At 66.4% G+C, this 23,818-nt stretch carries 19 protein-coding genes; 11 read left to right on the top strand and 8 right to left on the bottom strand.

Going from position 1 to position 23,818, the window contains the following annotated elements:
• Positions 1-16: 16 nt before the first annotated feature.
• Complete coding sequence (locus RSO41_RS15355; RefSeq protein WP_315620056.1) at positions 17-922, top strand: iron-siderophore ABC transporter substrate-binding protein; 906 nt, start codon at positions 17-19, stop codon at positions 920-922.
• On the top strand, positions 912-2,897 hold the full coding sequence (gene fhuB, locus RSO41_RS15350; protein WP_315620054.1) for a Fe(3+)-hydroxamate ABC transporter permease FhuB: 1,986 nt from the start codon (positions 912-914) through the stop codon (positions 2,895-2,897). The genes RSO41_RS15355 and fhuB overlap by 11 nt, the downstream gene beginning before the upstream one ends.
• 374 nt (positions 2,898-3,271) lie before the next feature.
• On the opposite strand, the gene RSO41_RS15345 is transcribed toward fhuB, so the two are convergent.
• Positions 3,272-5,344, bottom strand: a complete 2,073-nt coding sequence (locus RSO41_RS15345) for a TonB-dependent siderophore receptor (RefSeq protein ID WP_315620053.1) — start codon at positions 5,342-5,344, stop codon at positions 3,272-3,274.
• A gap of 566 nt (positions 5,345-5,910) precedes the next feature.
• On the opposite strand from RSO41_RS15345, the gene RSO41_RS15340 reads away from it, so the two are divergent.
• A complete protein-coding gene (locus tag RSO41_RS15340; protein WP_315620052.1) occupies positions 5,911-6,573 on the top strand; it encodes a DUF1007 family protein in 663 nt (220 codons plus the stop codon).
• 48 nt (positions 6,574-6,621) lie between these two features.
• Positions 6,622-7,647 carry a nickel/cobalt transporter gene (locus tag RSO41_RS15335; RefSeq protein ID WP_315620051.1) on the top strand — a complete coding sequence of 342 codons (1,026 nt, stop codon included), beginning with the start codon at positions 6,622-6,624 and terminating at the stop codon, positions 7,645-7,647.
• 64 nt (positions 7,648-7,711) lie between these two features.
• Here the strand turns inward: RSO41_RS15335 and RSO41_RS15330 are convergent, their stop codons facing one another.
• Entirely contained in the window at positions 7,712-9,373 is a 1,662-nt protein-coding gene (locus RSO41_RS15330; RefSeq protein ID WP_315620050.1) for a multidrug ABC transporter permease/ATP-binding protein, read from the bottom strand.
• Between the two features lie 223 nt (positions 9,374-9,596).
• On the opposite strand from RSO41_RS15330, the gene RSO41_RS15325 reads away from it, so the two are divergent.
• From RSO41_RS15325 to RSO41_RS15300, 6 genes are all read left to right on the top strand, one after another.
• Complete coding sequence (locus RSO41_RS15325) at positions 9,597-11,729, top strand: TonB-dependent receptor (RefSeq protein ID WP_315620049.1); 2,133 nt, start codon at positions 9,597-9,599, stop codon at positions 11,727-11,729.
• A 118-nt stretch (positions 11,730-11,847) separates the two neighbouring features.
• A complete protein-coding gene (locus tag RSO41_RS15320; protein ID WP_315620047.1) occupies positions 11,848-12,873 on the top strand; it encodes an iron-siderophore ABC transporter substrate-binding protein in 1,026 nt (341 codons plus the stop codon).
• Positions 12,867-13,865 (top strand): iron ABC transporter permease, encoded by a 999-nt coding sequence (locus tag RSO41_RS15315; RefSeq protein WP_315620046.1) that lies wholly within the window; start codon positions 12,867-12,869, stop codon positions 13,863-13,865. Before RSO41_RS15320 ends, RSO41_RS15315 begins: the two co-directional genes overlap by 7 nt.
• 2 nt (positions 13,866-13,867) lie before the next feature.
• On the top strand, positions 13,868-14,917 hold the full coding sequence (locus RSO41_RS15310; protein ID WP_315620045.1) for an iron ABC transporter permease: 1,050 nt from the start codon (positions 13,868-13,870) through the stop codon (positions 14,915-14,917).
• Between the two features lie 83 nt (positions 14,918-15,000).
• Positions 15,001-15,849, top strand: coding sequence for an ABC transporter ATP-binding protein (locus RSO41_RS15305; RefSeq protein WP_315620044.1), 849 nt, complete (start codon positions 15,001-15,003; stop codon positions 15,847-15,849).
• Positions 15,846-16,778, top strand: a complete 933-nt coding sequence (locus RSO41_RS15300; protein WP_315620043.1) for a sucrase ferredoxin — start codon at positions 15,846-15,848, stop codon at positions 16,776-16,778. The genes RSO41_RS15305 and RSO41_RS15300 overlap by 4 nt, the downstream gene beginning before the upstream one ends.
• A 12-nt stretch (positions 16,779-16,790) precedes the next feature.
• Here the strand turns inward: RSO41_RS15300 and RSO41_RS15295 are convergent, their stop codons facing one another.
• From RSO41_RS15295 to RSO41_RS15280, 4 genes are read right to left on the bottom strand one after another with little or no spacing between them, the layout of a single operon-like run.
• Positions 16,791-17,951, bottom strand: coding sequence for a metal ABC transporter permease (locus tag RSO41_RS15295; RefSeq protein ID WP_315620042.1), 1,161 nt, complete (start codon positions 17,949-17,951; stop codon positions 16,791-16,793).
• Entirely contained in the window at positions 17,951-19,096 is a 1,146-nt protein-coding gene (locus tag RSO41_RS15290) for a metal ABC transporter permease (RefSeq protein ID WP_315620041.1), read from the bottom strand. The genes RSO41_RS15295 and RSO41_RS15290 overlap by 1 nt, the downstream gene beginning before the upstream one ends.
• A gap of 2 nt (positions 19,097-19,098) precedes the next feature.
• Complete coding sequence (locus tag RSO41_RS15285) at positions 19,099-19,884, bottom strand: metal ABC transporter ATP-binding protein (RefSeq protein ID WP_315620040.1); 786 nt, start codon at positions 19,882-19,884, stop codon at positions 19,099-19,101.
• 42 nt (positions 19,885-19,926) lie between these two features.
• Positions 19,927-20,907, bottom strand: a complete 981-nt coding sequence (locus RSO41_RS15280; protein WP_315620038.1) for a metal ABC transporter solute-binding protein, Zn/Mn family — start codon at positions 20,905-20,907, stop codon at positions 19,927-19,929.
• A 186-nt stretch (positions 20,908-21,093) separates the two neighbouring features.
• Between RSO41_RS15280 and RSO41_RS15275 the strand changes: the two genes are divergently transcribed.
• Positions 21,094-21,651, top strand: coding sequence for a PRC-barrel domain containing protein (locus RSO41_RS15275; RefSeq protein ID WP_315620037.1), 558 nt, complete (start codon positions 21,094-21,096; stop codon positions 21,649-21,651).
• A gap of 266 nt (positions 21,652-21,917) precedes the next feature.
• Here the strand turns inward: RSO41_RS15275 and RSO41_RS15270 are convergent, their stop codons facing one another.
• On the bottom strand, positions 21,918-22,712 hold the full coding sequence (locus RSO41_RS15270) for an ABC transporter ATP-binding protein (RefSeq protein ID WP_315620036.1): 795 nt from the start codon (positions 22,710-22,712) through the stop codon (positions 21,918-21,920).
• A 1-nt stretch (position 22,713) separates the two neighbouring features.
• Positions 22,714-23,814, bottom strand: coding sequence for an iron ABC transporter permease (locus tag RSO41_RS15265; protein ID WP_315620035.1), 1,101 nt, complete (start codon positions 23,812-23,814; stop codon positions 22,714-22,716).
• Between the last annotated feature and the right edge of the window lie 4 nt (positions 23,815-23,818).

Below are 23,818 nucleotides of genomic sequence, written 5' to 3'. Positions count from 1 at the left end.
CCCTAGCCATGACGTCATGACCCTGAGTTCCGGCCCAGCACTCCGTATTACCGTCCGCGCCACCGGCCGCTGGCTGGCCACCCTGCTGACCCTCTGCTGTTTCATCGGCACACCCACCGCCCTCGCCGATCCGCCCCATATCGCGACCCTGGACTGGACCCTGGCCGAAACCCTCCAGGCACTCGGTACGCCGCCCATGGCGGTTGCCCAGATCGATGCCTATCACGACTGGGTCGGCGAGCCACACCTGCCCGATAGCGTGGCCGACCTCGGCCTGCGCACCCAGCCCAACCTCGAGTTGCTCGCGGATCTCGATCCCGACCGGATCCTGATCTCGCCGATGTTCGCCAACCTGACGCCACGCCTGTCGCGCATCGCGCCGGTCAAGAACTTCACGCTCTATACCCCCGGGCGCGACACCTGGCAGGAAATGCGCGAGCTGACTCGCGGCGTCGCCGATGTCGTCGGTCGTCCCGAAGCGGCCGAACGGTTGATCGCCTCCACCGAGACGCGCATCGCCGAGCTGCGCCAACAACTGCCCGACGACACCCCACCGCTGCTGGTCGTCCAGTTCATGGACGCACGCCACGTCCGTGTCTTCGGCGACAACGGCCTTTACCAGGCGGTACTGGAACGTCTCGGCCTCGACAACGCCTGGTCCGACGAGACGAACGCATGGGGCTTCTCGCTGGTCGGCATCGAGGCGCTGGCGAATCTCGACGCTCGCCTGGTAGTGATCGAGCCATACCCCGCCGGCGTGCGAGAGACGCTCGATGACAGTGGCCTCTGGCAGGGGCTGGTACGCGACAGCCGTGGCGCCCCCCTGGTGCTGCCGCCAGTCTGGAGCTTCGGCGCCCTGCCCTCGGCACAGCGCTTCGCCGAGCAACTCACCGCCGCGTTGGAGACGCCCCATGCTCGCTAGGACGTCCTTCCGATTGACACCGGGCATCGCCTGCGCCCTTCTCTGCCTGGCCCTGCTGGCGCTGGCCACGACGAGCCTGAACGCCGGGGCGGGGTTCACCGCCGGCCTGCAGGCCCTGTTCAGCAGCGCCAACCCCACGATGGACACCCTGGTCCTGCATTTCAGCTGGTGGCCGCGGCTGACCATGTCGCTGCTGGCCGGCGGTGGCCTGGCGCTGGCCGGCGTACTGATGCAACAGGTACTGCGCAACCCCCTGGCGGCGCCCACCACCCTCGGCGTGGCCAGCGGCGCCAACCTGGCGTTGATGACTGCCACCCTGGTGGCCCCCGGACTGCTGGGCTGGGGCCGCGAATGGGTCGCGCTGGCCGGCGGCGGCCTGTCCATGGCACTGGTGTTCTCCCTGGCCTGGCGTCGAGGCCTGGCCCCGGTCGTCGTGGTGCTCGGCGGTCTGGTGGTCAATCTCTACCTGGGGGCCCTGGGCATCGTACTGCTGCTCTTCCACCAGGAAGAACTCAAGGGGCTGCTGATCTGGGGCGCCGGCTCGCTGGCCCAGAACGATTGGGGTGGCGTGGCCTTTCTCGCTCCTCGCCTGCTCCTCGGCGCCCTGGCCGCCTGGCTGCTGTTGCGTCCCCTGGCGGTGCTCGAGCTCGATGATGCCAGCGCCCGGAGTCTCGGCGTCTCATTGCGAGCCCTGCGCCTGGCCGGCCTGGGCCTGGCGGTCTTTCTCACCGGCTGCGTGGTCAGCGTCGTCGGCGTGATCGGTTTCATCGGCCTGGCCGCACCGAATATCGTGCGCCTGGCCGGCGCCCGCCGCCTTGGCCCGCGACTGCTCTGGTCGACACTGCTCGGTGCCTTGCTGCTGGCCACCACCGATCAATTGCTCCAGCGGTTCACCGGCCAGGTATCGGGCCTGATTCCCACCGGCGCCGTCACCGCCGCCCTGGGCGCGCCGCTGTTGATCTGGCTGATTCCTCGACTGCGCCTGCGCGGCGACCAGCCTCCCGGCACGACCACCGCCCCGGCTGGACGGCACCCCACGCCCGGCCGCCTGGCGGGCGGGCTGGCCCTTGGCCTGGCCATCGTGACCGTGGTCGCGCTGCTCGCCGGACAGACCGCCGGCGGCTGGAGCTGGCTCTCGCCCGGTGACTGGGACGTCCTGCAATGGCGACTGCCGCGGGTCCTGGCGTCGGCCGGCTGCGGTGTGATGCTGGCGCTTGCCGGCACCCTGATCCAGCGTGTCACCGCCAACCCCATGGCCAGTCCCGAGGTACTGGGCATCAGTGGCGGCAGCGCCATCGCGCTGATCCTGGCCATCTTCCTGCTGCCCTCGCCGAACAACCTGACGCTGGTCGGCGTCGGCACCCTGGGCGCCATGGCCAGCCTGGCGATTCTGATCATCTTCAATGGCCGCAGCGGCCTGCTGCCCGAGCGCCTGCTATTGACCGGGGTGGCGATCACCGCCGCCTTCGATGCCGTGCGCGCCATCGTGCTGGCAGGCGGCGACCCTCGCGGCCAGCAGGTCATCGCCTGGCTCTCGGGATCCACCTACTATGTCGACCTGACCAGTGCCCTGGTCGTCGTCGCGCTCGCCCTGTCACTCGGGCTGCTGACCGGCCCGCTCGCCCGCTGGCTGGATATCCTGCCGCTGGGGGCCGCCACATCCCGTGCACTGGGCATCAGCCTGAAGCGCTCGCGCCTGCTGCTGTTGCTGCTGGTCGCCCTGCTCACCGCCGCCGCCACCCTGGTGGTTGGCCCGCTCTCCTTCGTCGGCCTGCTCGCGCCCCACCTGGCCCGCCTGCTGGGCTTTTCCCGGGCGAGCATGCACCTGCTGGGCGCAGCCCTGACCGGCGCCCTGCTGATGGTGCTCGCCGACTGGGTAGGCCGTCAGCTGCTGTTCCCGCAGGAGATTCCCGCCGGCATCGTCGCCTCCCTGCTGGGCGGCGCCTACTTCATGTGGGGGTTGAGAAAGTTATAAGTCGGAAGGAGGAAGAGCGACGAGCGACGAGCGACGAGCGACGAGCGACGAGCGACGAGCAGAATCGTGGCAAGAGGGACAGAGAAAAATCAAATGGCCCGAGGTGCCTTCCAGCGCCTCGGGCCATTTCTGGGCTCTCACTCCTTACCCACCTTCCGGTTCATCGGGATGCACTGATTTATGTCGCGAGCGAAGAGAGGCTGGTTGCCGCCGGAGCGCAGAACCGAGCGAAGCGACAAACATCCGGAGGATGGCCCCAAAGGGGCGAGGAACCGAAGGTTCCGAGTCAACCGGAGTGTAGCCTGCTACATGAGGATTCCGAGCACCGCCGGCGGCCAGGATATCGAGCGCAGCAATAAATCAGTGTTTCTCCTTCACCACTGATAGCTCAAGCTACCGATCACACTCCGCGACTCGCCGTAGTAGCACCAGTAGTCACAGCTGGCGACGTATTCCTTGTCGGTCAGGTTGTTGACGTTGACCTGGGCCCGCCAGTTTTCGGCGAAGTCGTAGCTGGCCATGGCATCGACCAGGGTGACATCCGATACCGTGATGTCGCTGTAGGTGCTCTCGCCGACGTAACGCAGGCCGCCACCGAGCTTGACCCCTTGCAGGACACCTTCCTGGAAGGCGTAATCCAGCCAGGCCGAAGCTTGATGCCGCGGAATCAGACTTTTCCGCTCGCCTCCTTCACGCTCGGCATCGGTATAGGTATAGGCCGCCGTGAGCTGCAGCTGGTCCGTCAGGTAGCCGACGCCTTCCAGTTCGACACCCTGTGACGTCTGCTTGCCCACCTGCTCCTGGCGCCCCCCACCGGTCGTGACCAGGCTGTTGCGCTGTTCGAGATCGAAGACGGCCGCGGTCACGTAGCCATCCCAGCCCGGCGGCGCAACCTTGACGCCGGCTTCCCATTGTTCGCCTTCGAGGGGCTCATAGAGGCGCCCATCATCGTCGACGCTGGCCTGCGGCTCGAAGGACTCGGTGTAGCTCAGGTAGGGATTGATGCCATGGTCGCCGAGGTACATGACCCCGCCGGACCAGGACACCTGATCGTCGTCGGCGCGCTGCGTGGTCCCGGTGGTGCGGTTGACGTTATCGGTCTCCGCCTGGTCATAACGCACGCTGCCGAGCAGTACCCAGCGGTCGTCGATTCGCAGCTGGTCCTGGAGGTACAAACCGGTCTGCTGCTTGTCGATCTCGCGATCGGTCAACTGGTCCTCGGCCACCGGCGTATATTGGCCGTACTGAGGGTCGAAGATATCGATGGGCGCACCGAAAGGGTAAGGGTCCGCTTCCTTTCCCTCGAGGCCGAGGTCCTGGTAGCCCAGACCGATCATCAGAGTGTTCTCGGTGCGGTCGGTGTACCACTTGCCGATCAACCGGTTGTCCATCGTCCAACTGTCGATTTCGCCATCGCGATAGACCAGGCCGCGCCCGGCAGTGCGCTCGTCGAGCTGGGCCAGCACATAGGTGCTTCGCAGCTTCATGTCCAAGTAGCTGTAGCGCAGGTTCTGTTCGAAGCGCCAGGTATCATTGAACTGATGGCGAAGCTCGTAACCGAGGGATGCCTGGGTGCGTTCATTGGTGTCATAGCCCGGCTCGCCATAACTGGTCTGCGGGTCGACCTTGCCGAAAGGCGTGTCCTCGACCGTGCCATAGGTCAGCTTGAAGGGATTGGTCGGGACCGCATCATCCTTCTGGACACTGGCCAGGAAGGTCATGCTGGTGTCGTCACTGAAATCCACTTCAAGGCTCGGCGCGAAGTAATAGCGCTCGTTCTCGGTGTTGTCGAGATCGCCATCGCGTTGCTTGACCATGCCGACCATGCGATAGCGGACATCGCCGCTCTCGGTCAAGGGCCCCGAGGTGTCGATCCCGAGTTGCCGATGCTGACGGTTGCCAGCCTGAATGTTGACCTCGCCGCGGGGCTCACTCGTCGGCCGCTTGCTGACGGCATTGATCAGACCGCCGGCCGGTGCTTCACCGTAGAGAATCGACGACGGCCCCTTGAACACATCGACGCTTTCCAGGCCATAGGGCTCGGGCAACCATTGATAGTACCCCGTCCGATAGATCCGCAAGCCATCCTGGTAGGTGGACTGATCGAAGCCTCGCACCTTGAACCAGTCGGTATCGTTATCGGCGCCGTAATGGCCCGCCAGCACGCCGGCTCGATAACGGAAGGTCTCATCGAGGCTCTGAACGTTGCGCTCTTCCATCTCCTCCCGCTGGACGGTCGACACCGGGCGCGGCGTCTCGACCAGTGGCGCGGCAACCTTGAGGGCAGTACCGACCACCACGACGGTATCGGATTCGGCGACCTCGTCCTGGGCCAGCGCAAGCAGCGGCGCGCCCAGCAGGGCACCGGACAGCGAAAGTCCCAGCGCACGACGAACAGCGAGCGCCATCGGCAAACGGGACGGGGCGGATGGGTGTGAGTGTGGCATCGGGGGCCTCGACGATGAGCATGGCAGCGAATGAAGGAAACACTGCACAAATGCCTGCACGGGCAAATCACTGCGTTGCGCGGTGCTGGTGCGCCAGCCCGGTCGGAATCCTCACCTATACCCCATAGGCTCCGGTTGACTCAAAACCTCCGGTTTCTCGCCCCTTCGGGGCCATCCTTCGGATGTTTGTCGCTCCGCTCGGTGCTGCGCTCCGTGCGCCTTGCGTGACCCACATGGATGTGGGAAATGCTATGGCCCGTCGGGAACGGGCCTAGCCTTCGCTCCGCTCGTCTATTTGTTCAGCACTTCCATGAATAACGACGTGTCGGGAACGATGGTCCCGACACTCGAATGTGGATGATAATTGTTGATACCTAGATTAACAATTCCACGCGTACATCACGCTTGCCATCCCGCGCTTCCGCCCATGTCTCCGCCGTCGCCAGTCCCCAGGACAAGCATGGCGCCTTCATCTCGAATACCGAAATGGCAATGGAGCCCGGGACTCGTTCCTTGCTAAGCTACCTCCCTTTTCGGGGATGCTCATGCCAAGGCGACACACTTCGATGAGCGACAGGATCTTTCGGCTAGCCCTTGGAATGGCCCTGCTCCTGCTGCCGTCAGCGGGTGTGGCGCACCCGCATGTATGGGCGGATATCAGCGTCAAGGTGATTCTCGATGACCGAGGCCGCGTCGAGGCACTGCGACAGCGCTGGCGGCTCGATCCCTTCTACAGCCTGATGTTGATCGAGGAGTTGAAGAGCGCCGAAGGTGACGCGCCCATGGAAGCCCGCCTCGACCAGTTGGGCGCGGAGATCCGCAACAACCTCGCGCCAAAAGGCTACTTCACCGACATCCGCCACGGCGGCGAGCCGGTCGAGGTCGACGATGTCGAGACGTACACCACCATGGCCCGGGAAGATCGCGTGGAATTCCTGTTCGAGCTTCCCCTGGCCCATCCTCTGGCGCTCGGCGAATCGGCTCTGCGCTATCGGATTTATGACCCAAGCTATTACATCGAGATGGTCCACGAGATCGACGACGACCAGACACCTCGGGAGGATGCCCTGTTGGTCATGGGCGGTGACTGCACGACCCGTATCATCGCCGCCGACCCGAACCCGGAGCAGGTCGCCCAGGCCGCTCGACTGGACAGAACCGACGAAGCGCCGGAGGGCCTGGGCCGCTTCTTCGCCGAAACGGGGGAGGTTCGATGCCCCGCACCATGACCCGCCTCCAGGCACGCCGACTCGCCGTCCCGAACCGGAAACGCCTCGATGCCCGATATTCTCGATAAATCGCCACGCTTCTCCAGATGGCTGGGCATCGCCTCCGCGTTGCTGGCGGCGCTGCTCGTCACCTGGTTATTGAAAGAACATGGCCAGGATATCGGCCTGCAACTGGTCACCTGGCAGCGTGATCTGCACCGCGCCCTGACCCTGTCGCTCAGCGAACTCTCGGGAGCGCCTTCGGCACGAACCTGGGGGCTTCTGCTCGCGCTCAGCTTCGGCTACGGCGTCTTCCATGCCGCCGGCCCCGGCCACGGCAAGGCCGTGCTCGGCACTTACCTGCTCACCCAGGGAGGCGCCCTGCGACGAGCCCTCACCCTCTCCTGTGCGGCCGCGCTGCTGCAGGCTCTGGTGGCGATCGCCCTGGTGACGGTACTGGTTCATGGGCTGGGCTGGTTGACACGCCAGGCCGTCGGCTCGGTGATCTGGGTCGAGCGCGCCAGCTACCTGGCGATCACGCTACTGGGGGGCTGGCTATGCTGGCGGGCCATCCGGCAGCTGCGCCATGGGCACCATGTTCCTTTCCGCGCTCACCCTTCCCACGACTCTCACGCCCACCGACACCACGATCACCAGGCGGACTGCGATTGCGCTCATCACGTCACCCCGGCACAGGCCGACGACGGGCGTACCGCCCTGCTCACGGTGGTCTCCATCGGTATCCGCCCCTGCAGCGGTGCCGTTCTGATGGTAGGAGCCGCGTCACTGCTGGGGCATTTCTGGATCGGCGTCATGGCCACCCTGGCCATGGCGGCCGGCACCGCCTTGACGGTCTCCACGCTGGCCCTGGCCAGCATCATGGCAAGAAGCTGGGCAGAACGTCGCTTGATCGGACCATCAGGTTCCGGGCGTCTCCAGCGCGGGCTCGGCTGGACCGCTCTCGGCGGGGGGCTGCTCATCCTGCTCCTGGGCATCAGCCTGCTCGTGGCCGCTCCCGGGAGCCGCCCCGTATTACCCCTGCTGGATGCCCCGTCCGTGGAGTCGTCTTCGTCACGCTCGCCTCTGGGCATCTGACTCTCGAGCCATGGATACGGCGATGCATGGCCGGGAGTCCATGCACCAAGCCCTGCACCGCCGTTCAGGCACCATCGAGGCTGCCCACCGCATCCAGGCTGGCCCGCTCCCGTTGCTGGCCGGTCAGTTCGCGGAGCCGGCCCGCGCGCATCTCGAGCAGGCGATCGGCGTGACCGAAGTAGGCATCATCATGGCTGACGGCCAATACCGTCTTGCCCAGCTCGCGCAACCGGGGCAGCAGGGCCTGGTAGAACGTCCGCCGAAACTGCGGATCCTGGTCGGCGGCCCATTCGTCCAGCAGCAGGAAATCACGTTCCTCGGCGATGGCCAGCAACAGGGCCAAGCGCTTGCGCTGTCCTTGGGAAAGCTGCGGGTTGGTGACGCGGTCGCCGTCGAAATGCAGCTTCTCGTCCATGTCCAACCGGTCCAGCCAATCCTCCACCAGCGCCGGGTCGGGCGAGGCGCCCTCCTGGCCCATCAATCGATCGAACAGGTGGAAGTCGGTGAAGACCGCCGAGCAGCTCCGCCGATAGGCCTCCCACCGGGCCGGTTCGAGTGGTTGCCCGTCGAGCAAGATCTGCCCGTCATGCGGCCGATAGAGGCCGGTCAGCAGCCGAGCCAGCGTCGACTTGCCGCTACCGTTGCCGCCGATCAGGAACACTTGCTCGCCACGTCTCAACGTCAGGTCGATGGGGCCGACCTCGAAGCCCCGCCCCTGCTCGCCGTCGGCATAGCGGAATGTCACGCCGCGCAGCTCCAGGGTCTGCCAGTCCGTCATGGCCTCACCGCTGGCGAAGGCCTCCCGATAATCGGCCAGTTGCAGGCTTTCGAGCTTGTTGAAGGCGACCTGGGCACCGAGCAGCGTCGGCAGTGCGCCCACCGCCTGGATCAGCGGTGTTCGCAGGAACAGCAGGGTCAGGGAGTAGGTCGCCGCGACATTGGTGTTGGCCCACCCCAGGCCATTGGCCAGGAAGAACGCCAGTCCGATGGCCCCCAGCATCATGATGTTGGACCAGTTGACCGCACTCAGGTGGAAGGTATCGGAACGGATGATGTGGTGGCGATACTCCCGGGCATTGCGGGTATAGACCTCGTCGAACAGCCGGCGCGCGCGATCGCGGTTGAGCGCGAGTTCCTTGCGCCCCTCGATCACCGCGGCGTAGTCCTGGTAAAGACGATCCTCGGTCTCGCGCACTCGGCCGAGGTGGCGATAGACCCGCGAGACCAGCAGCCAGCCGACGACTACGGTCACCGCCACCCAGACCGCGGTGACCGCCAGCATGCCGGGTGACAGCCAGGCCAGGTACAAGGCCGACCCCACTGTCAGGATTACCCCCTGCACCAGCTCGGGAAGCCGCACGAAGGCAATGGTGATCTGGCGCACGTCACTGGAAAGGCTCGCCATGAGGTTGGCACTGCCAAGCTGTTCGACGCGCTCGATGTCGGTGTCGAGAATCCGCTTGATCAGTCGTCCGCGCAGTCGGTAGACGAAATGGTGCCCCAGAGTGGTCAGTGCCAGTTGCGCCCCGAGCGTGATCCCCAGCAGCAACACGATCAGCCCCAGGAACTGCGGCAGCACGACCAACTGCTCGCCATGGGCCTCGATCAACTGCCGGTTGATGAAGGCGATGACGCCGATGCCCAGGCCGGCGCTCGCCAGGCTGAGCAGCATGACGGCAATGAATGGCCAGCGGTAGTGGCGAAAGACGACACGCAAGAGTTCCACGGGCGATCCTCGTCGAGACAATGGCGGGGCATTGTGGCGCATCGCATCGGCAAGTCAACGATCCAGCGTTACAAGATCACAAAGTGAATGGTTTGCGTAAACAAATGCAAAAAATTATCATCTTCAACCGATTGCGCGCCCAATAATGCGCAACGTCCCGTGGCGTCCAATTCAACACGTCTCGACGCCCATTCCCAGGATCGATTCAAGGAACACCTGCCGTATGCCTCTTGCCTCCCGGCCGCGCCCGACGCGACTGCACCCTGTCCTGCTGTGTGCCGCTCTGCCCGTCACGGCGTTCGCCCAGACCGCCGAGACACCCTCATCCTCGAGCGCCGATGCACTTTCTCCGGTGGTCGTCACCGCGACCCGCAATCGCACCAGCGAAGGCGAGACCCCGCAGAAGGTCACCATCATCACCCGCGAGCAGATCGAGCAGCAGTTGGCGATCACCCAGGATCCGGGCCAGGTGCTCAGCAACCTGATTCCCTCCTACTCGCCCAGCCGCCAGAAGCTCTCCAACGCCGGCGAGACCTTCCGCGGCCGCTCGCCGTTGTTCCTGGTCGACGGCGTGCCCCAGTCCAACCCGCTTCGCGACGGCGGCCGCGACAGCTACACCATCGACCTGTCCATGGTCGAGCGCATCGAGGTCATCCACGGCGCCAGCGCCGAGCACGGTCTGGGCGCCACCGGCGGCATCATCAACTACGTGACCAAGCGCCCCGACGGCGCCGGCATCCGCCAGCATGCCGGCATCAGCCTGACCAGCGACGACGATTTCGAGTCGGAGGGCTTCGGCCACAAGCTGGACTACCGCCTCAGCGGCCAGACCGGCGACTGGGACTATGTGGTGGCCGCCAGCCGCCAGGAGCGCGGTGTCTTCTACGACGGCAACGACGAGCTGGTGGGCATCGCCTATCCCGGCGAGCTCCAGAACTCCGAGAGCTACGACCTGCTGGCCAAGGTGGGCTATTGGATCGACGCCAACCAGAACATCGAGGCCTCGATCAACCGCTTCGAACTGGAGGGCGAAGGCGACTACGTGCCGGTGGCCGGCGACCGCGATGCCGGCGTCGCCACCACGGCGCGCAAGGGCGACCCGGATGGCGACCCCGGCTTCAACGAGGTCACCACCGCTCGGGTGTCCTATTCCCACGACGACTGGTTCGGCAACAGCCTGGACGCGCAGCTCTATACCCAGAACTTCCGCGCCCAGTTCGGCACCACGCCCTACTTCCCCTACCAGGTCGACGGCGAGAGCCGCTTCGACCAGACGCGCAACGAGTCCGATAAGGTCGGCGCCAAGTTCACCCTCTCCCGCGACGGCCTGCTGAACGACCGCCTGACCCTGACCACCGGCCTGGACCTGCTGCAGGACGATTCCCGCCAGATGCTGGTCCATACCGGGCGTACCTATGTGCCGGAGAGCCAGTTCCGTAACGTGGCGGCCTTCCTCCAGGGCGACCTTGACGTCACCGACTCGCTGAGCCTGCACGCCGGCGTCCGCCAGGAACATGCCGAGCTGGACGTCGACGACTTCTCGACCATCGACCGCAGCAACGTGACCCAGGACAACGTCAGCGTCGAGGGCGGCAACCCGGACTTCGACGAGACGCTGTTCAACGCCGGCATCGTCTACCAGGCCACCGACTGGGCCCAGCTCTACGCCAACTACTCCGAAGGCTTCGGCATGCCCGACGTGGGCCGGGTGCTGCGCGGCATCGGCGATCCCGGTCAGGATGTCGACACCCTGCTGACGCTGCAGCCGATCGTCACCGACAACCGCGAGATCGGTGCCCGCTTCGACTGGGATCGCTACGGCCTCGAGCTGAGCTACTACGAGTCGAACTCCGACTTCGGCGAGCGCCTGACCGAGGAGAACGGCACCTGGGTCGGCAACCGCGAGAAGACCGAGATCCAGGGGGTCGAGATCACCGGCGAGGCCCGGGTGAGCGATGCCCACCAGCTGCGTCTCTCCTACACCCACGCCGAGGGCGAGTCCGACACCGACGGCGACGGCAGCGTCGACACCGAGCTGACCGGCATCAACATCGCCCCGGACACCCTCAAGCTAGCCTGGAGCGCGACCTGGAGCGACAAGCTGTCAACGCACCTGCAGTACAGCCGCTACGTCGATCGCAGCGTCGACGACCCGGCACTGGCGTTCGACGGTTACGGCCTGGTCGACGCCTCGCTGACCTATCGCCTGCCGGTGGGCCGCACCAGCCTGGGCGTGGAGAACCTCACCGACGAGGACTACTTCACCTATTACTCCCAGTCGGCCCGCATCAGCGACGAGTACTACTTCAAGGGCCGCGGGCGCACCCTGACCCTGAGCTACCAGCTCGACTTCTGAAGCGGACTGGCGAGCGGCACCCTCGGGTGCCGCTTCTTCACCGCTTGCCTGCCCGACCTGCAAAGACCGACAGACAATGCCCGACATCCTATCGCGAGGGCCCCAGGCGCCGACGGCCATGGCCAGCAGGCCTTTCCCCCGCTGGCTGGCGGCGCTGCTGGCCTCCCTCCTGCCATGGACCGCCGCCCTGGCCGCGGACGACGCCCGTGATGCCATCACCGTCGCCAACGCCTTCGGCGACACTCGCGTTCCCGCCACGCCAGAGCGCGTCGTCACCCTCTACCAGGGGGCGACGGACAGCGCGGTGGCGCTCGGCATCACGCCGGTCGGCGTCGTCGATTCCTGGCTGGAGAAGCCCATGTATCGCTACCTGCGCGAGGCGCTGGCCGGCGTCGAGCACGTCGGCCTGGAGACCCAGCCCAACCTGGAGAAGGTCGCCTGGCTGGACCCGGACCTGATCGTGGCCACGCGCTTTCGCCACGAGCGGGTCCGGCCGCTGCTGGAACAGGTCGCGCCGACGATGGCCACCGGCACCGTCTTCGACTTCAAGGCCAGCCTGAGACTGATGGCCGAGGCCACCGGCCGCCAGGCCCGCGCCGGGGAGCTGCTGCGCGCCTGGGACGCGCGCGTGGCGGACTTTCGTCGCCGGATCGCCGAGACGCTGGGCGCCGCCTGGCCGCAGAAGGCCGCCGTGGTGCGCTTCAAGAGCGATCATGTGCGCCTGTATTCGACAGGCTTCGCCGGCTCGATCCTCGATGAGCTGGGCTTCGAGCAGCCGGATGCCGTGCAGGACCAGGGCTGGGGCATGAAGCTGACCAGCGAGGAGAACATCCCGGTGCTGAACGCCGATGTGATCTTCGTGCTGCTGGAGCCGGACGACCCCGCCATCGCTCGCAACTACCGGCACTGGCGCTCTCACCCCCTCTGGCAGCGGCTGGACGCCGTCCGACACGATCGTGTCTTCGAGGTGGACGCGGTGAACTGGATCATGGGCGGCGGCATCCTGGCCGCCAATGCCATGCTGGACGATCTCTACCGCCACTACGGGCTGGCGGATCCCGAGGCGCCCGGGGCGACCCTGTCGGCCGAGTCGACATCGGCGGCCGGCTGCCGCGCCCATGACGCGGAGGGCGCGGCATGCTGAAGCGAGGCGTCACACGGGGCCTGGGCCTGCTGCTAGGCCTGGCGCTGGCCGCGGCGGCCTTCGCGGCGAGCGTCATGCTGGGCACCACCGAGATCGCCGCGCCGACCTTCGCCCAGGCGCTGCTGCACTACGATCCCGCCCGGGTCGCGCATATCATCATTCTCACCGAACGCCTGCCGCGGGCGGTGATCGCCGCCCTGGTCGGCGCCAGCCTGGCCATCGCCGGCGCCCTGATGCAGACCCTGACCCGCAACCCCCTGGCCTCGCCGAGCCTGCTCGGCATCAACGCGGGGGCCATGTTCTTCGTGGTGATCGCGGTCTCGCTGCTGCCCCTCCATGCCCCGGTCGAGATCGTCTGGGCGGCGCTGCTGGGCGCCCTGGTCGCGGCCGGCCTGGTGGTCGCGCTGAGTCGCGGCCGCCATGGCGAGCTGTCGCCGCTGCGGGTCGTGCTGGCGGGCGTGGCCATCACCGCCATGTTCGTCTCGTTCAGCCAGGGCCTGCTGATCATCGACCGCCAGAGCTTCGAGAGCGTGCTGTACTGGCTGGCCGGTTCCGTGTCCGGGCGCGAGCTGTCACTGGTGGTGCCGCTGCTGCCGCTGTTCGGTGGCGCCCTGCTGCTGTGCGCCCTGCTCGTCCGCCACGCCAATGCCCTGCTGCTGGGCGACGACATGGTCAAGGGGCTGGGCATGCGTGCCGGCACCATCAAGCTGCTGCTCGGCCTGGCGGTGATCCTGCTGGCCGGCAGCTCGGTCGCGCTGGCCGGCATGATCGGCTTCGTCGGACTGATCGTGCCGCACATGGCCCGGGGGATCTTCGGCGTCGACCACCGCTGGCTGCTGCCGGCCTGCGCCCTGCTGGGCGCGAGCCTGCTGCTGCTGGCCGATGTGGCCTCGCGCTTCCTGATGGCCCCGCAGGACGTGCCGGTGGGGGTGATGACCGCGCTGATCGGCACGCCCTTCTTCATCTACCTGGCACGCAGGAAACCGGCCTGATCATGTCACACTCCCTGCCACTTACCGGCGAAGACGCCGCCGGCCTCGACACCCGGCGATGGCGCGATCTGGCCACCGCGAGCCTGCTCGGGCTGCTGCTGGTGGCCAGCATGGGCCTGTCGCTGAGCCTGGGCAGCTTTCCCACCTCGTTCGGGGAGATGCTGCACGCCCTGGCCACGCCCCGGGACAGCGACATCGCCTTCATCGTCTGGGAGCTGCGCCTGCCACGCATCGTGCTGGCCGTGCTGGTGGGCGGGGCCCTGGCCGTGGCCGGCGCCATCCTCCAGGGCATCGTGCGCAACCCGCTGGCCTCCCCGGACGTGATCGGCATCACCAGCGGCGCCGCCCTGGCCGCCGTGGCCTTCCTGGCGCTGTTCGGCAGCGTCCTGAGCGTCCACTGGCTGCCGGCCGCCGCCCTCACCGGGGCGCTGCTGTCGGCCCTGCTGGTGTTCCTGCTGGCCTGGCGGCGCGGCATCACGCCCTCGCGCATGGTACTGGTCGGCATCGGGCTCTCCGCGGCCATGGGCGCCGTGACCACCCTGCTGATCGTGATCAGCGACGATGCCGCCGCCATGACCGCCTACGTGTGGCTGACCGGCAGCCTCTACGCCGCCCAGTGGCAGGACGTGCTGGGCCTGCTGCCCTGGCTGCTGCTCGCCATTCCACTGTGCCTGACCCGGGCGCGGCACCTGGACGCCATGGCGCTGGGCGATCACGTGGCCCAGGGGCTCGGCGTGCACGTGCTGCGCAGCCGGCTGGTGCTGATGGGCTGCAGCGTGGCGCTGGCCGGCGCGGCCGTGGCCTTCGCCGGTGGGCTCAGCTTCGTGGGCCTGATCGCGCCGCATATCGCCGCCCGCCTGGTGGGGCGGGGTTTCGCCCGGCTGGTGCCCGCCGCGGCCCTGGTCGGCGCCCTGATCGTGCTCTACGCCGACCTGCTCGGCCGGGTGGCCTTCCTGCCCAAGGACCTGCCCGCCGGCATCTTCGTCTCGGGGATAGGCGCGCCCTTCTTCGTCTATCTGCTATACCGAAGCCGTGATGTCGCTCGGGGCTGATCCGTCGGCGCATTGCACGCGTTGAAAATGAGAACTTTTTATCTTACGGTCTTGTCCCCGCTACCACACCGACGAGTCACCCCATGCCCTCGATCCCTGCCAAGCCACCGCGACTGACGGGCGAAGCCCTGTGCGCCGGGTACGAGTCCCGACGCGTGCTCGACGGCGTCGACCTGGCGGTGGCCGAGGGCAAGCTGACGGTGCTGCTCGGCCCCAACGGCAGCGGCAAGTCGACGCTGCTGAAGACGCTGGCCCGCACCCTGGCGCCCAGCGCCGGCCGGGTCTGTCTCGACGGCGAGGACATCCACCGCCGCCACACGCGGGAAGTGGCACAGCGCCTGGGCATCCTGCCCCAGGGGCCCTCCGCCCCGGAGGGCCTCACGGTCAGGCAACTGGTCGGCATGGGGCGCTTCCCCCACCAGCGGCTGTGGCGACAGGATGCCGAGCGGGACGCCCGGGCCGTCCGCAAGGCGATGGCCCATGCCGATGTCACCGATTTCGCCGAGCGCAGCGTCGATGCGCTGTCCGGCGGCCAGCGACAGCGCTGCTGGATCGCCATGGTGCTGGCCCAGGAGACGGACCTGATCCTGCTCGACGAGCCCACCACCTTTCTCGACCTCAAGGTCCAGGTCGACCTGCTGGAGTTGCTGTCCCGCCTGGCTCACGAGCACGGCCGCACCCTGCTGGTCGTACTGCACGACCTCAACCTGGCGGCCGCCTATGCCGATGTGCTGGTGATGATGCGCGACGGCGCCATTCACCGCCAGGGCGCCCCTCAGGATGTCTTTACCGCCGCCAATCTCAAGGCGGTCTTCGATCTCGATGCCAATGTCATCCGCGATCCGCACTCCCGGCGCCTGGTATGCGTGCCCATGCCAGGCGTTCGACCGACCGCCTCGACCGCTGAACTCAGCGAAGGAGTCGCGCCATGAACCAGGCCTTCTGCGCCGTGGAAAGCCGCGCTATCGGTGACCCCCTGGTCGGCAGCGGTGTCCATCCCGAGCGTAACCTGCTGCTCAGTTGGCCCCGCCCCAAGTGGCAGCGCAATCTGCGTCAGGCCAGCGACATGCCCGAGGCGCTCTCGGCGGCCCTGCACGCCCTCCCGGACGAAGGGCGTCGCGTCAACCTGATTCACCGGCGGGAACAGGCCGAGCACCACCACCGCGTGTTCCTGATGCCCGAACGCCTGGCATTCGACGTCCCCCGCGAGGCACTCGGCGACTTCCTCGCCGCGCTGCGGCGCGGCGAGGACCTGACGGCCTGGCGCCCCGAGACGGTCGAGCGCTCGCTGCTGCTGTGCTGCACCCATGGCAAGAAGGACAAGTGCTGTGCCAAGTTTGGCTTCGCCACCTACAAGGCCATGGCCGACGCGGCACACCGCCACGACCTGCCCTTCGATGTCTGGGAAAGCACCCACCTGGGGGGCTGCCGGCTGGCAGCCAGCGCCCTGCTGTTGCCGCAACTCCGCAAGTATGGCCGCATCGGCGACGACGACATCCTGCCGTTGCTGGAGAGCGAGGCTCGGGGACGCCCTTACCTGCCCTGCTATCGTGGCGACTCGCGCCTCACGCCGCGTCGCCAGTGCGCGCAGGTCGCCGCCCTGGAGTGGTTGGCGGCCCGGGGTCTGGAAGCGGATATCGAGGTCATGGATGACACCGACGAGGCCGACGCCCCGGACGACACCTATCGCGAACTCAGGGTGGCATGGCACACCACGCACCAGTCGGGCCGGCTGACCATCACCTGTCACGCCCTCGAACTGCTGCGTCATGACACCTGTGCCGACCTGCCGAACGGTCCTTCACCGAGCCGGGTGTGGCGTGCCGTCGCGGTCCACGAGAGCACGCCGGCCCCGGCATGACGTGATCGGCGTTCAGGAGGCGGTCGTCGTCAGCGACCCGGTGCCGTTGCGTGTCGGCTCGAGAATCTCCCTGGCCATCTCGCGCCCCGTGGCGGTCAGCATGAGCACCTCGCCCCGGCGCTCGATCAGGCCCTCGTCGCAACTCCGCTCGACCACCCAGCTCGCCTTGGCGCCATCCCACAGCAGATGTTCGCGCAGCGCCTGGGTGACATTCTCCACCCACTGCTCCGGCCCGTCCTCATGGTTGTAGAGATGTACCGTCAGGGTGCGGATCTCGTTGACCCGACGCTGGCCGCGCCGTCTCAGCACCTGGGCGACCATTCCATAGCGTGGACCGACCAGGAAGGCCAGCAGCAGAAAGACACCAGTCATCACCGCCATCATGCCACCGATGGAGACGTTCCAGGCCACGGCCAGGAAATAGCCCGAGACACTGGAGGCGATCGAGACCAGGGCGCCAAGGATGAACATCATCCACAGTCGGTCCGTCAGCAGATAAGCCGTCGAAGGCGGCACGATGACGAAGGCCACGAAGAGTACCGCCCCCACCGCGTCGAAGGCCGCCACGGCGGTACCACTGGTCAACAGCAGCAACAGGTAGAACAGCACGCCCGGCGCCAGCCCCAGCGCCCGAGCCAGGGCCTCGTCGAAGGTGGCGATCTTGAGTTCCTTGTAGAAGAGCGTGACGAAGGCAGCGTTGATCAGCGTCATCGCGCCCATCCACACCAGCGCCTGAGGCACGCGATAATCACCGATGGTCAGGGTATCGAGCCACACGAAGCCAATCTCGCCGAGCAGCACCGTATGGGTATCGATATGCACGTCCCGCGCATAGAGATTGAGCAGCAACACCCCGGCCGAGAACAGCACCGGAAACACCAGGCCGATGGCGGCGTCCTTCTTGACCCGCCGCGTGCTGACCAGCAGCTCGGTCAAAAAGACGGTAAGCAATCCCGTCAGGGCAGCGCCGACGATCTGCACCGGCCCGCTCTGCTGGTGGGTCATCAACCAGACGACGACGATACCGAAGACAATGGAGTGCCCGATGGCATCGGACAGCATGCTGACACCGCGCAGCACCAGGAAGGTGCCCACCAGCGAGGAGGCGATGCCTACCAGGGCACCGACCAGCATGATCATCAGGGGGGCATTGTCGAGCAGGGCGGTCAGCATCAGCGTTCCTCCTGGCCGAGGGAGTCGAGGATGCGCCTGGCTTCCTCGAAACCCGACGACGTCAGCACCCAGTGCTTGGCCCCGCCGGGTTCATCGGGGGGGGCTGAACGCCACTCGACCAGGCCGCGTTTCTGCAGTTGACGCAGTGCCGCCCGGGTGCGGTGTCCGTGGTAGGTATCCAACATGCCCTGTTCGGAGCGGAATACCGGATCGGCATGGTGAACGGCGAGGCGATAGAGCGTGGTCAGCACCTGCTGGTAGCGCAGCCGGCGCCGGCCGCGCCACAGTCGACCCCCTTCCCAGACGAAACCTCGGCCCGGCGCCAGCAACAAGGAGACCATCACCACGCTGGAAACGCTGAGAATGATCAGCGGGCCGGTGGCCAGTCCGCGCGACAGCGCACTCAACAAGGCTCCGAACACTCCGCCCGACACGCCGATCACGGCAGCGAGCACCACCATCCCCTCGAGCCGATGACACCACTGTCGCGCCGCGACCGCCGGGGCGATGATCATCGCCGCCATCAGCACCACGCCGACCATCTGCAACCCGACCACCACGGCCAGGGCAATCATTACCGTCAGTATCACCTCGAGCCACATGACGGGCATACCGAGCGAGGTGGCGAATTCGGGATCGAAGGACACCAGCTTGAACTCCTTCCAGAGTGCGACCACCAGCGCCAGGGCGACAACGGTGATCCCGCCCATGATCCACAGGTCGCTGCGCAGCGTCGCCGCCGCCTGGCCGAACAGGAAGGCATCGAGGCCACCCTGGGCGGCATTGTTCATGTTCTGGATATGCGTCAGCAGCACGACCCCCAGGGCGAAGGAAGTACTCAGCGTAATGCCCAGCCCGGCATCGGTCTTGAGCCGGCTGTTGCGCGTCAGCAGCAGCATCACCAGCGCGGCGAACGCCCCGGTGGTCAGGGCGCCCAGCAGGATGATCCCCATCTCACGAGCACCGGCGATGATGAAGCCGATGCAGACACCGGGCAGGGCCGCATGGGACATGGTGTCGCCGAGCAGGCTCTGCTTGCGCAGCACCGCGAAGCTGCCCAGCACGCCACTGATCAGCCCCAGCAGCGCCGCGCCGATGGCCACGTTCTGAATGGTGTAATCGTGCAGCAGATCGAGCGGCGACATCGTCACGTCTCCGCGGTCTTGTCGGCAGGCATGAAGGCCGCCTCGTCGAGCAGGGCGATCTGACCGCCGTAGGCACGACGCAGATTTTCGGCTGTGTAGACGTCTTCCACGTGCCCCTGGGCGATGACTCTCACGTTGAGGATCAGCAGCCAGTCGAAATAGCTGCGCACCGTCTGCAGGTCATGGTGAACGACGATCACCGTCTTGCCGTCATCGCGAAGGCGGCGGAGGATATCGACAATGGCCTTCTCGGTGGTGGCATCGACGCCCGCCATGGGCTCATCGAGGAAATAGACATCGGCCTGCTGTACCAGGGCCCGAGCCAGGAAAACCCGCTGCTGCTGTCCCCCGGAGAGCTGGCTGATCTGGCGGTCGGCAAACGCCTGCATCCCGACCATCTCCAACGCCTGCATGGCCTCTCGACGCTCGCGCCGCCCCGGCCGCCTGAGCCAGCCCAGCCGGCCATAGAGCCCCATGGTGACCACGTCCAGGGCGGTGGTCGGGAAGTCCCAGTCGACACTGGAACGTTGCGGCACATATCCGACTCGCCGACGGTGCGCCCGATAGGGCCGGCCAAACAGGGTGACGTGCCCTGCCACCGAGGGCACCAGGCCCAGCACGCTCTTGATCAGGGTACTCTTGCCGGCTCCGTTCGGACCGACGATGGCCGCCATCACACCGGGCGGCACGTCGAAGTCGATATCCCACAGCACCGGCTTGCTATGGTAGCTGACGGTCAGGTCCTCGACATGGAGGGCGAGATCCGGTTCATGTAACGGCGTCGTCATGGGTGCAGCGAACTCTCGAGCCAGGCAGTGGAAGGTGAAGTATCACGAGGAGGCGATATCCCAACGGGCCGCCCACTCTTCGAGGGCCTCGGGCAGCGCCGGTGTCTTGCCGCCGAGTGCCTCGACGATATGCCGGGTATTACGATACAGCATCCCGATATAGGTGCCATCGGCAGTGCCTGCCTCGCCCATGGCATCCGAATAAAGCTGCCCGCCGATGGACACCTCCTGGCCCTTCTCGCGTGCGGCTTCGATGACGGCCTCCACAGTGCGGGGATTGATGGTGCTCTCGACGAACACCGACGGCACTTCACGATCCACGACCACCTGCGCCATCTCGCGGATATCCGCCACACCGGTTTCGGTCGAGGTACTGATGCCCTGGATACCGGCCACTTCGATGCCATAGGCACGACCGAAGTAGTTGAAGGCATCATGAGCGGTCACCAGGATTCGCTGCTGTTCGGGAATCGAGGCGATACTCTCCGTCACCCATTGATGCAGCGCTTCGAGCTGCGCGACATAATCCTCGGCATTGTCGCGGAACTGTGCTTCGCAGGCCGGACGAGCCTCGCTCAGCGAGTCGGCGATGGTCGGAGCGATCCGCGACCAGAGGGAGACATCCATCCACAGGTGGGGGTCGATGCCATAGACGTCCTGGACGGTGATCAGGCTGCCGGTGTCGATGGACGATGGCGCCACGGCGATCGTCGGCTTGGTTTCGGAGAAGCGCTCCAGCACATCACCGAGCTGGCCTTCCAGCGAATAGCCGGAATAGAAGATCATCTCGGCCTGCTGGAAGGTCGAGACGTCACGGGCACTGGCCTGGTAGAGGTGCGGGTCGACCCCCGGCCCCATCAGGGTCGTGACCTCGGCGCATTCCCCGCCGACCCGAGCGACCACATCCCCTACCATGCCAGTGGTGGCCACCGTCTTCAGCGGCGCCGATTGTTGTGCCATGGTCGGCGTGGCAAGGCATGCCAACGCCATCGAGAGTCCTGCCACCATCAGCCGAGCTGCCATCCTGTCCTCCTTGCCATGATCGAGAGCACGCAGGTATAGCATTGGCCATGCCCTCGAGTAAAAGCGGTTTCATCAATCAACGCGATATATGACGTGACAAATATCATCACGTGGGAACTTACGCCCGGACAAACCGAACCAAGTAGGTGTCGACCTTTCGACACCCTGGATCAAGGAGAGACCCGAATGACCCTGCACACCCCCCTCAATATCCCCCTTCGCCCCGTCCTGCTCGGCGCCGGCCTGCTGTTGTCGGCCAGTGCCATGGCCGCGCCGCAAGGTCTCTACTCCACCGATGAGCTGCTCGACGCCGATGTCTATGTGGCGTCCGACAGCAGCCAGGCCATCGGCGACGTGGAGGACGTGCTGCTCGACAACGACATGCGCGTCCATGCCCTGGTCATCGACACCGGCAGCCTGCTCGACCTGGGCGACAAGCAGTACGTGGTCGGCAGCGAGCACTTCACCGTCGAGACGCGCAACGGCGAGAGTCTCGACGACATCGAGTACAGCGTCCACCTCGACATCGATGCCCAGGCACTCGGCGAGCAACCCGAATACACCGACACCTGGTGGAATCAGGCCAAGGACAACCTCCAGCAGGCCTGGAGCGAAACCAAGGAGGGCGCCGCCAGCGCCTGGGAAACGACCCGCTCGGCGACCAGCAACGTCCTCGACAAGGCCGGCAATGTCCTGGAATCCGTCGGCGAGAAGACCCAGCAGGCCGCCGACGACGCCCAGTAACGCATGCACTCACCGTCCGGGCCCGGCCGCAGGCCGGGCCCCTGATGTCGACACCGCCGGCATGCCACTCGCGCCCTTTCCGGCGACTCGACGCGCATGGAAAAATCTCAGCCAGTACATAAGGAAACGCTGAATAAATCGCCGAGCATAGTGAAGCGCGAGGCGCACGGAGCACAGAAAGCGAGACATAACGGATAGTTAGGCGAGCTTTCGAGCACCGCGCAACGAAGCGATTTACATGCGCAGGCATTTAAGCAGCGTTTCCCCTAGCGAATCCGACGCAACCCCGTCAACATCGGCGCCCCACTCTCAGGATCCTGCAGCAGGGTACAGTCGACGCCGTAGAGCTCCCGAACCAGTTCCCGCGTCACGACCTCGCCCGGCGGCCCCGCCGCCACGACCCTGCCCTCGCACATCGCCACCAGGTGATCGGCATAACGGCAGGCAATCGGCAGGTCATGCAACACCATGGCCAGCGTCCGGCCTTGCCCCGCCAACTGGCGCACCAGTTCGAAGACTTCCAGCTGATGGCCCAGGTCGAGCGCAGACGTCGGCTCGTCGAGCAGCAGCAGTGAGGTCTGCTGGGCAATGATCATGGCGATCCAGGCCCGCTGACGCTGCCCACCGGAAAGCGACTCCAGCGGGCGATCGGCCAGTGACTGCAGATCCGCCGCCGCCAGTGCCTCATCCACCACCCGACGATCCTCGGCCGACCACTGCCGAAGCCAGCTCTGATGCGGCTGACGACCGAAGCCGATCAATTCGGCAACGGTCAACCCCTCCGGTGCCCTTGCCTCCTGGGGCAGCAAGGCCAGCCGACGCGCCAGTTCCCGGGCCGGCAGCCGAACGATGTCGGCGCCATCGAGCAGTACATGGCCGTCCTGCGGCGAATGCAAGCGCGCCAGCCCCGCCAGCAGGGTCGACTTGCCGCAACCATTGGGGCCGACGATGGCCGTCACCTTGCCGGCCGGCAGACGCAGATCGAGGTCGATCACTACCGGGATGCGGTCGTGGGCCAGGGTGAGTTCCCGGGCCTCCAGGGAAGACGCAACGGCATTCATCTCAAGCAACTCCATGACGGCGGGGGCGAATCAGAATCCATAGTAACCAGGGACCGCCCACCACCGCTGTGACAATGCCCACAGGAATCTCCAGCGGTGCGAGCATCAGGCGACCCGCCAGGTCCGCGAGCACCATGATCAAGGCGCCGGCCAATGCCGAGGCCAGTATCGGCACACTGCGCGGGGACGCCAGATGACGCGCCAGTTCGGGACCGATCAACCCGACCATGCCCACCGGCCCGGCCACGGCGACGGCCAGGGCCGTCAACACCACCGAGGTGCTCAGCACCTGGATGCGACGTCGCCCCAGGCGGGTCCCCAGGCTACGTGCCACGGATTCGGAAAACCCCATCAGGCGCAGTGAGCGACTCAATGCCAGGGCCGCAGGCAAGCCCAGCGCGAGCCCCAGGGTGAGCATCCAGACAGCCCCCTCGGGGCGGGCACTGAGTGAGCCGACCGTCCAGGGGTAGGCGGCATTGGCCACGTCGATGGCGACTCGCGCCAACAGCAGATTGGTGATGGCACCGAAGACCGCGCCCACGCCGATACCGGCGACGATGAAACGATATCCCTGGGTACCACCACCCAGTGCCAGGCCGAAGGTCAGGATGGTGGCCGTGGTGGCACCGGCCAGCGCCATGGCCGGCGGCGCCATGCCGACGCCAATCCCCACCACCGACGCCACGGCAAAGGCCGTGGCCCCATTGTCGATGCCGATGATCCCCGGTGTGGCCAGTCGATTGGCGGCCAGCGTCTGCATCAGACAGCCCGCCAGGGCGAAGGCGGCCCCCGTGGCGAGCGCTGCGCCGAGCCGCGGCAGGCGCAACGCGCCGACCAGAAAGCTCGCCAGACCATCGCCCTGTCCCTGCAGGACCGCCAGCACCTCCAGCGGCGACAGATGCCGTTCGCCCAGACACAGGTAGGTCAGGCATGCCGCCAGCAGCACCACCAGCAGCAATAGGTTGGCGCCAAGGGTGCGACGATCGAGCAGCACGCTGGCATTGCCCCAGGCCAGGCGATGGGTGCCGACCGGGGCCGGCACCAGGGAAGGGGATACGGTCATGCTGTCCCGGGATGACGATGATGAAACCGACAGACTCATGCGT

Origin of the sequence: Halomonas sp. I1, assembly GCF_032334135.1 — a bacterium.
Classification (GTDB): Bacteria; Pseudomonadota; Gammaproteobacteria; order Pseudomonadales; family Halomonadaceae; genus Halomonas.
Note: the sequence above shows the minus strand (reverse complement) of the source record. Positions and strands in the feature narration are given on the sequence as shown.

Coding starts and splice junctions, on each gene's coding strand:
- RSO41_RS15315 (WP_315620046.1), top strand. CDS start 12,867: ATGCTGAAGCGAGGCGTCACACGGGGCCTGGGCCTGCTGCTAGGCCTG.
- RSO41_RS15340 (WP_315620052.1), top strand. CDS start 5,911: ATGAGCGACAGGATCTTTCGGCTAGCCCTTGGAATGGCCCTGCTCCTG.
- RSO41_RS15325 (WP_315620049.1), top strand. CDS start 9,597: ATGCCTCTTGCCTCCCGGCCGCGCCCGACGCGACTGCACCCTGTCCTG.
- RSO41_RS15345 (WP_315620053.1), bottom strand. CDS start 5,344: ATGCCACACTCACACCCATCCGCCCCGTCCCGTTTGCCGATGGCGCTC.
- RSO41_RS15295 (WP_315620042.1), bottom strand. CDS start 17,951: ATGCTGACCGCCCTGCTCGACAATGCCCCCCTGATGATCATGCTGGTC.
- RSO41_RS15275 (WP_315620037.1), top strand. CDS start 21,094: ATGACCCTGCACACCCCCCTCAATATCCCCCTTCGCCCCGTCCTGCTC.
- RSO41_RS15280 (WP_315620038.1), bottom strand. CDS start 20,907: ATGGCAGCTCGGCTGATGGTGGCAGGACTCTCGATGGCGTTGGCATGC.
- RSO41_RS15265 (WP_315620035.1), bottom strand. CDS start 23,814: ATGAGTCTGTCGGTTTCATCATCGTCATCCCGGGACAGCATGACCGTA.
- RSO41_RS15335 (WP_315620051.1), top strand. CDS start 6,622: ATGCCCGATATTCTCGATAAATCGCCACGCTTCTCCAGATGGCTGGGC.
- RSO41_RS15270 (WP_315620036.1), bottom strand. CDS start 22,712: ATGAATGCCGTTGCGTCTTCCCTGGAGGCCCGGGAACTCACCCTGGCC.
- RSO41_RS15285 (WP_315620040.1), bottom strand. CDS start 19,884: ATGACGACGCCGTTACATGAACCGGATCTCGCCCTCCATGTCGAGGAC.
- RSO41_RS15355 (WP_315620056.1), top strand. CDS start 17: ATGACCCTGAGTTCCGGCCCAGCACTCCGTATTACCGTCCGCGCCACC.
- RSO41_RS15300 (WP_315620043.1), top strand. CDS start 15,846: ATGAACCAGGCCTTCTGCGCCGTGGAAAGCCGCGCTATCGGTGACCCC.
- RSO41_RS15305 (WP_315620044.1), top strand. CDS start 15,001: ATGCCCTCGATCCCTGCCAAGCCACCGCGACTGACGGGCGAAGCCCTG.
- RSO41_RS15290 (WP_315620041.1), bottom strand. CDS start 19,096: ATGTCGCCGCTCGATCTGCTGCACGATTACACCATTCAGAACGTGGCC.
- RSO41_RS15320 (WP_315620047.1), top strand. CDS start 11,848: ATGGCCAGCAGGCCTTTCCCCCGCTGGCTGGCGGCGCTGCTGGCCTCC.
- fhuB (WP_315620054.1), top strand. CDS start 912: ATGCTCGCTAGGACGTCCTTCCGATTGACACCGGGCATCGCCTGCGCC.
- RSO41_RS15310 (WP_315620045.1), top strand. CDS start 13,868: ATGTCACACTCCCTGCCACTTACCGGCGAAGACGCCGCCGGCCTCGAC.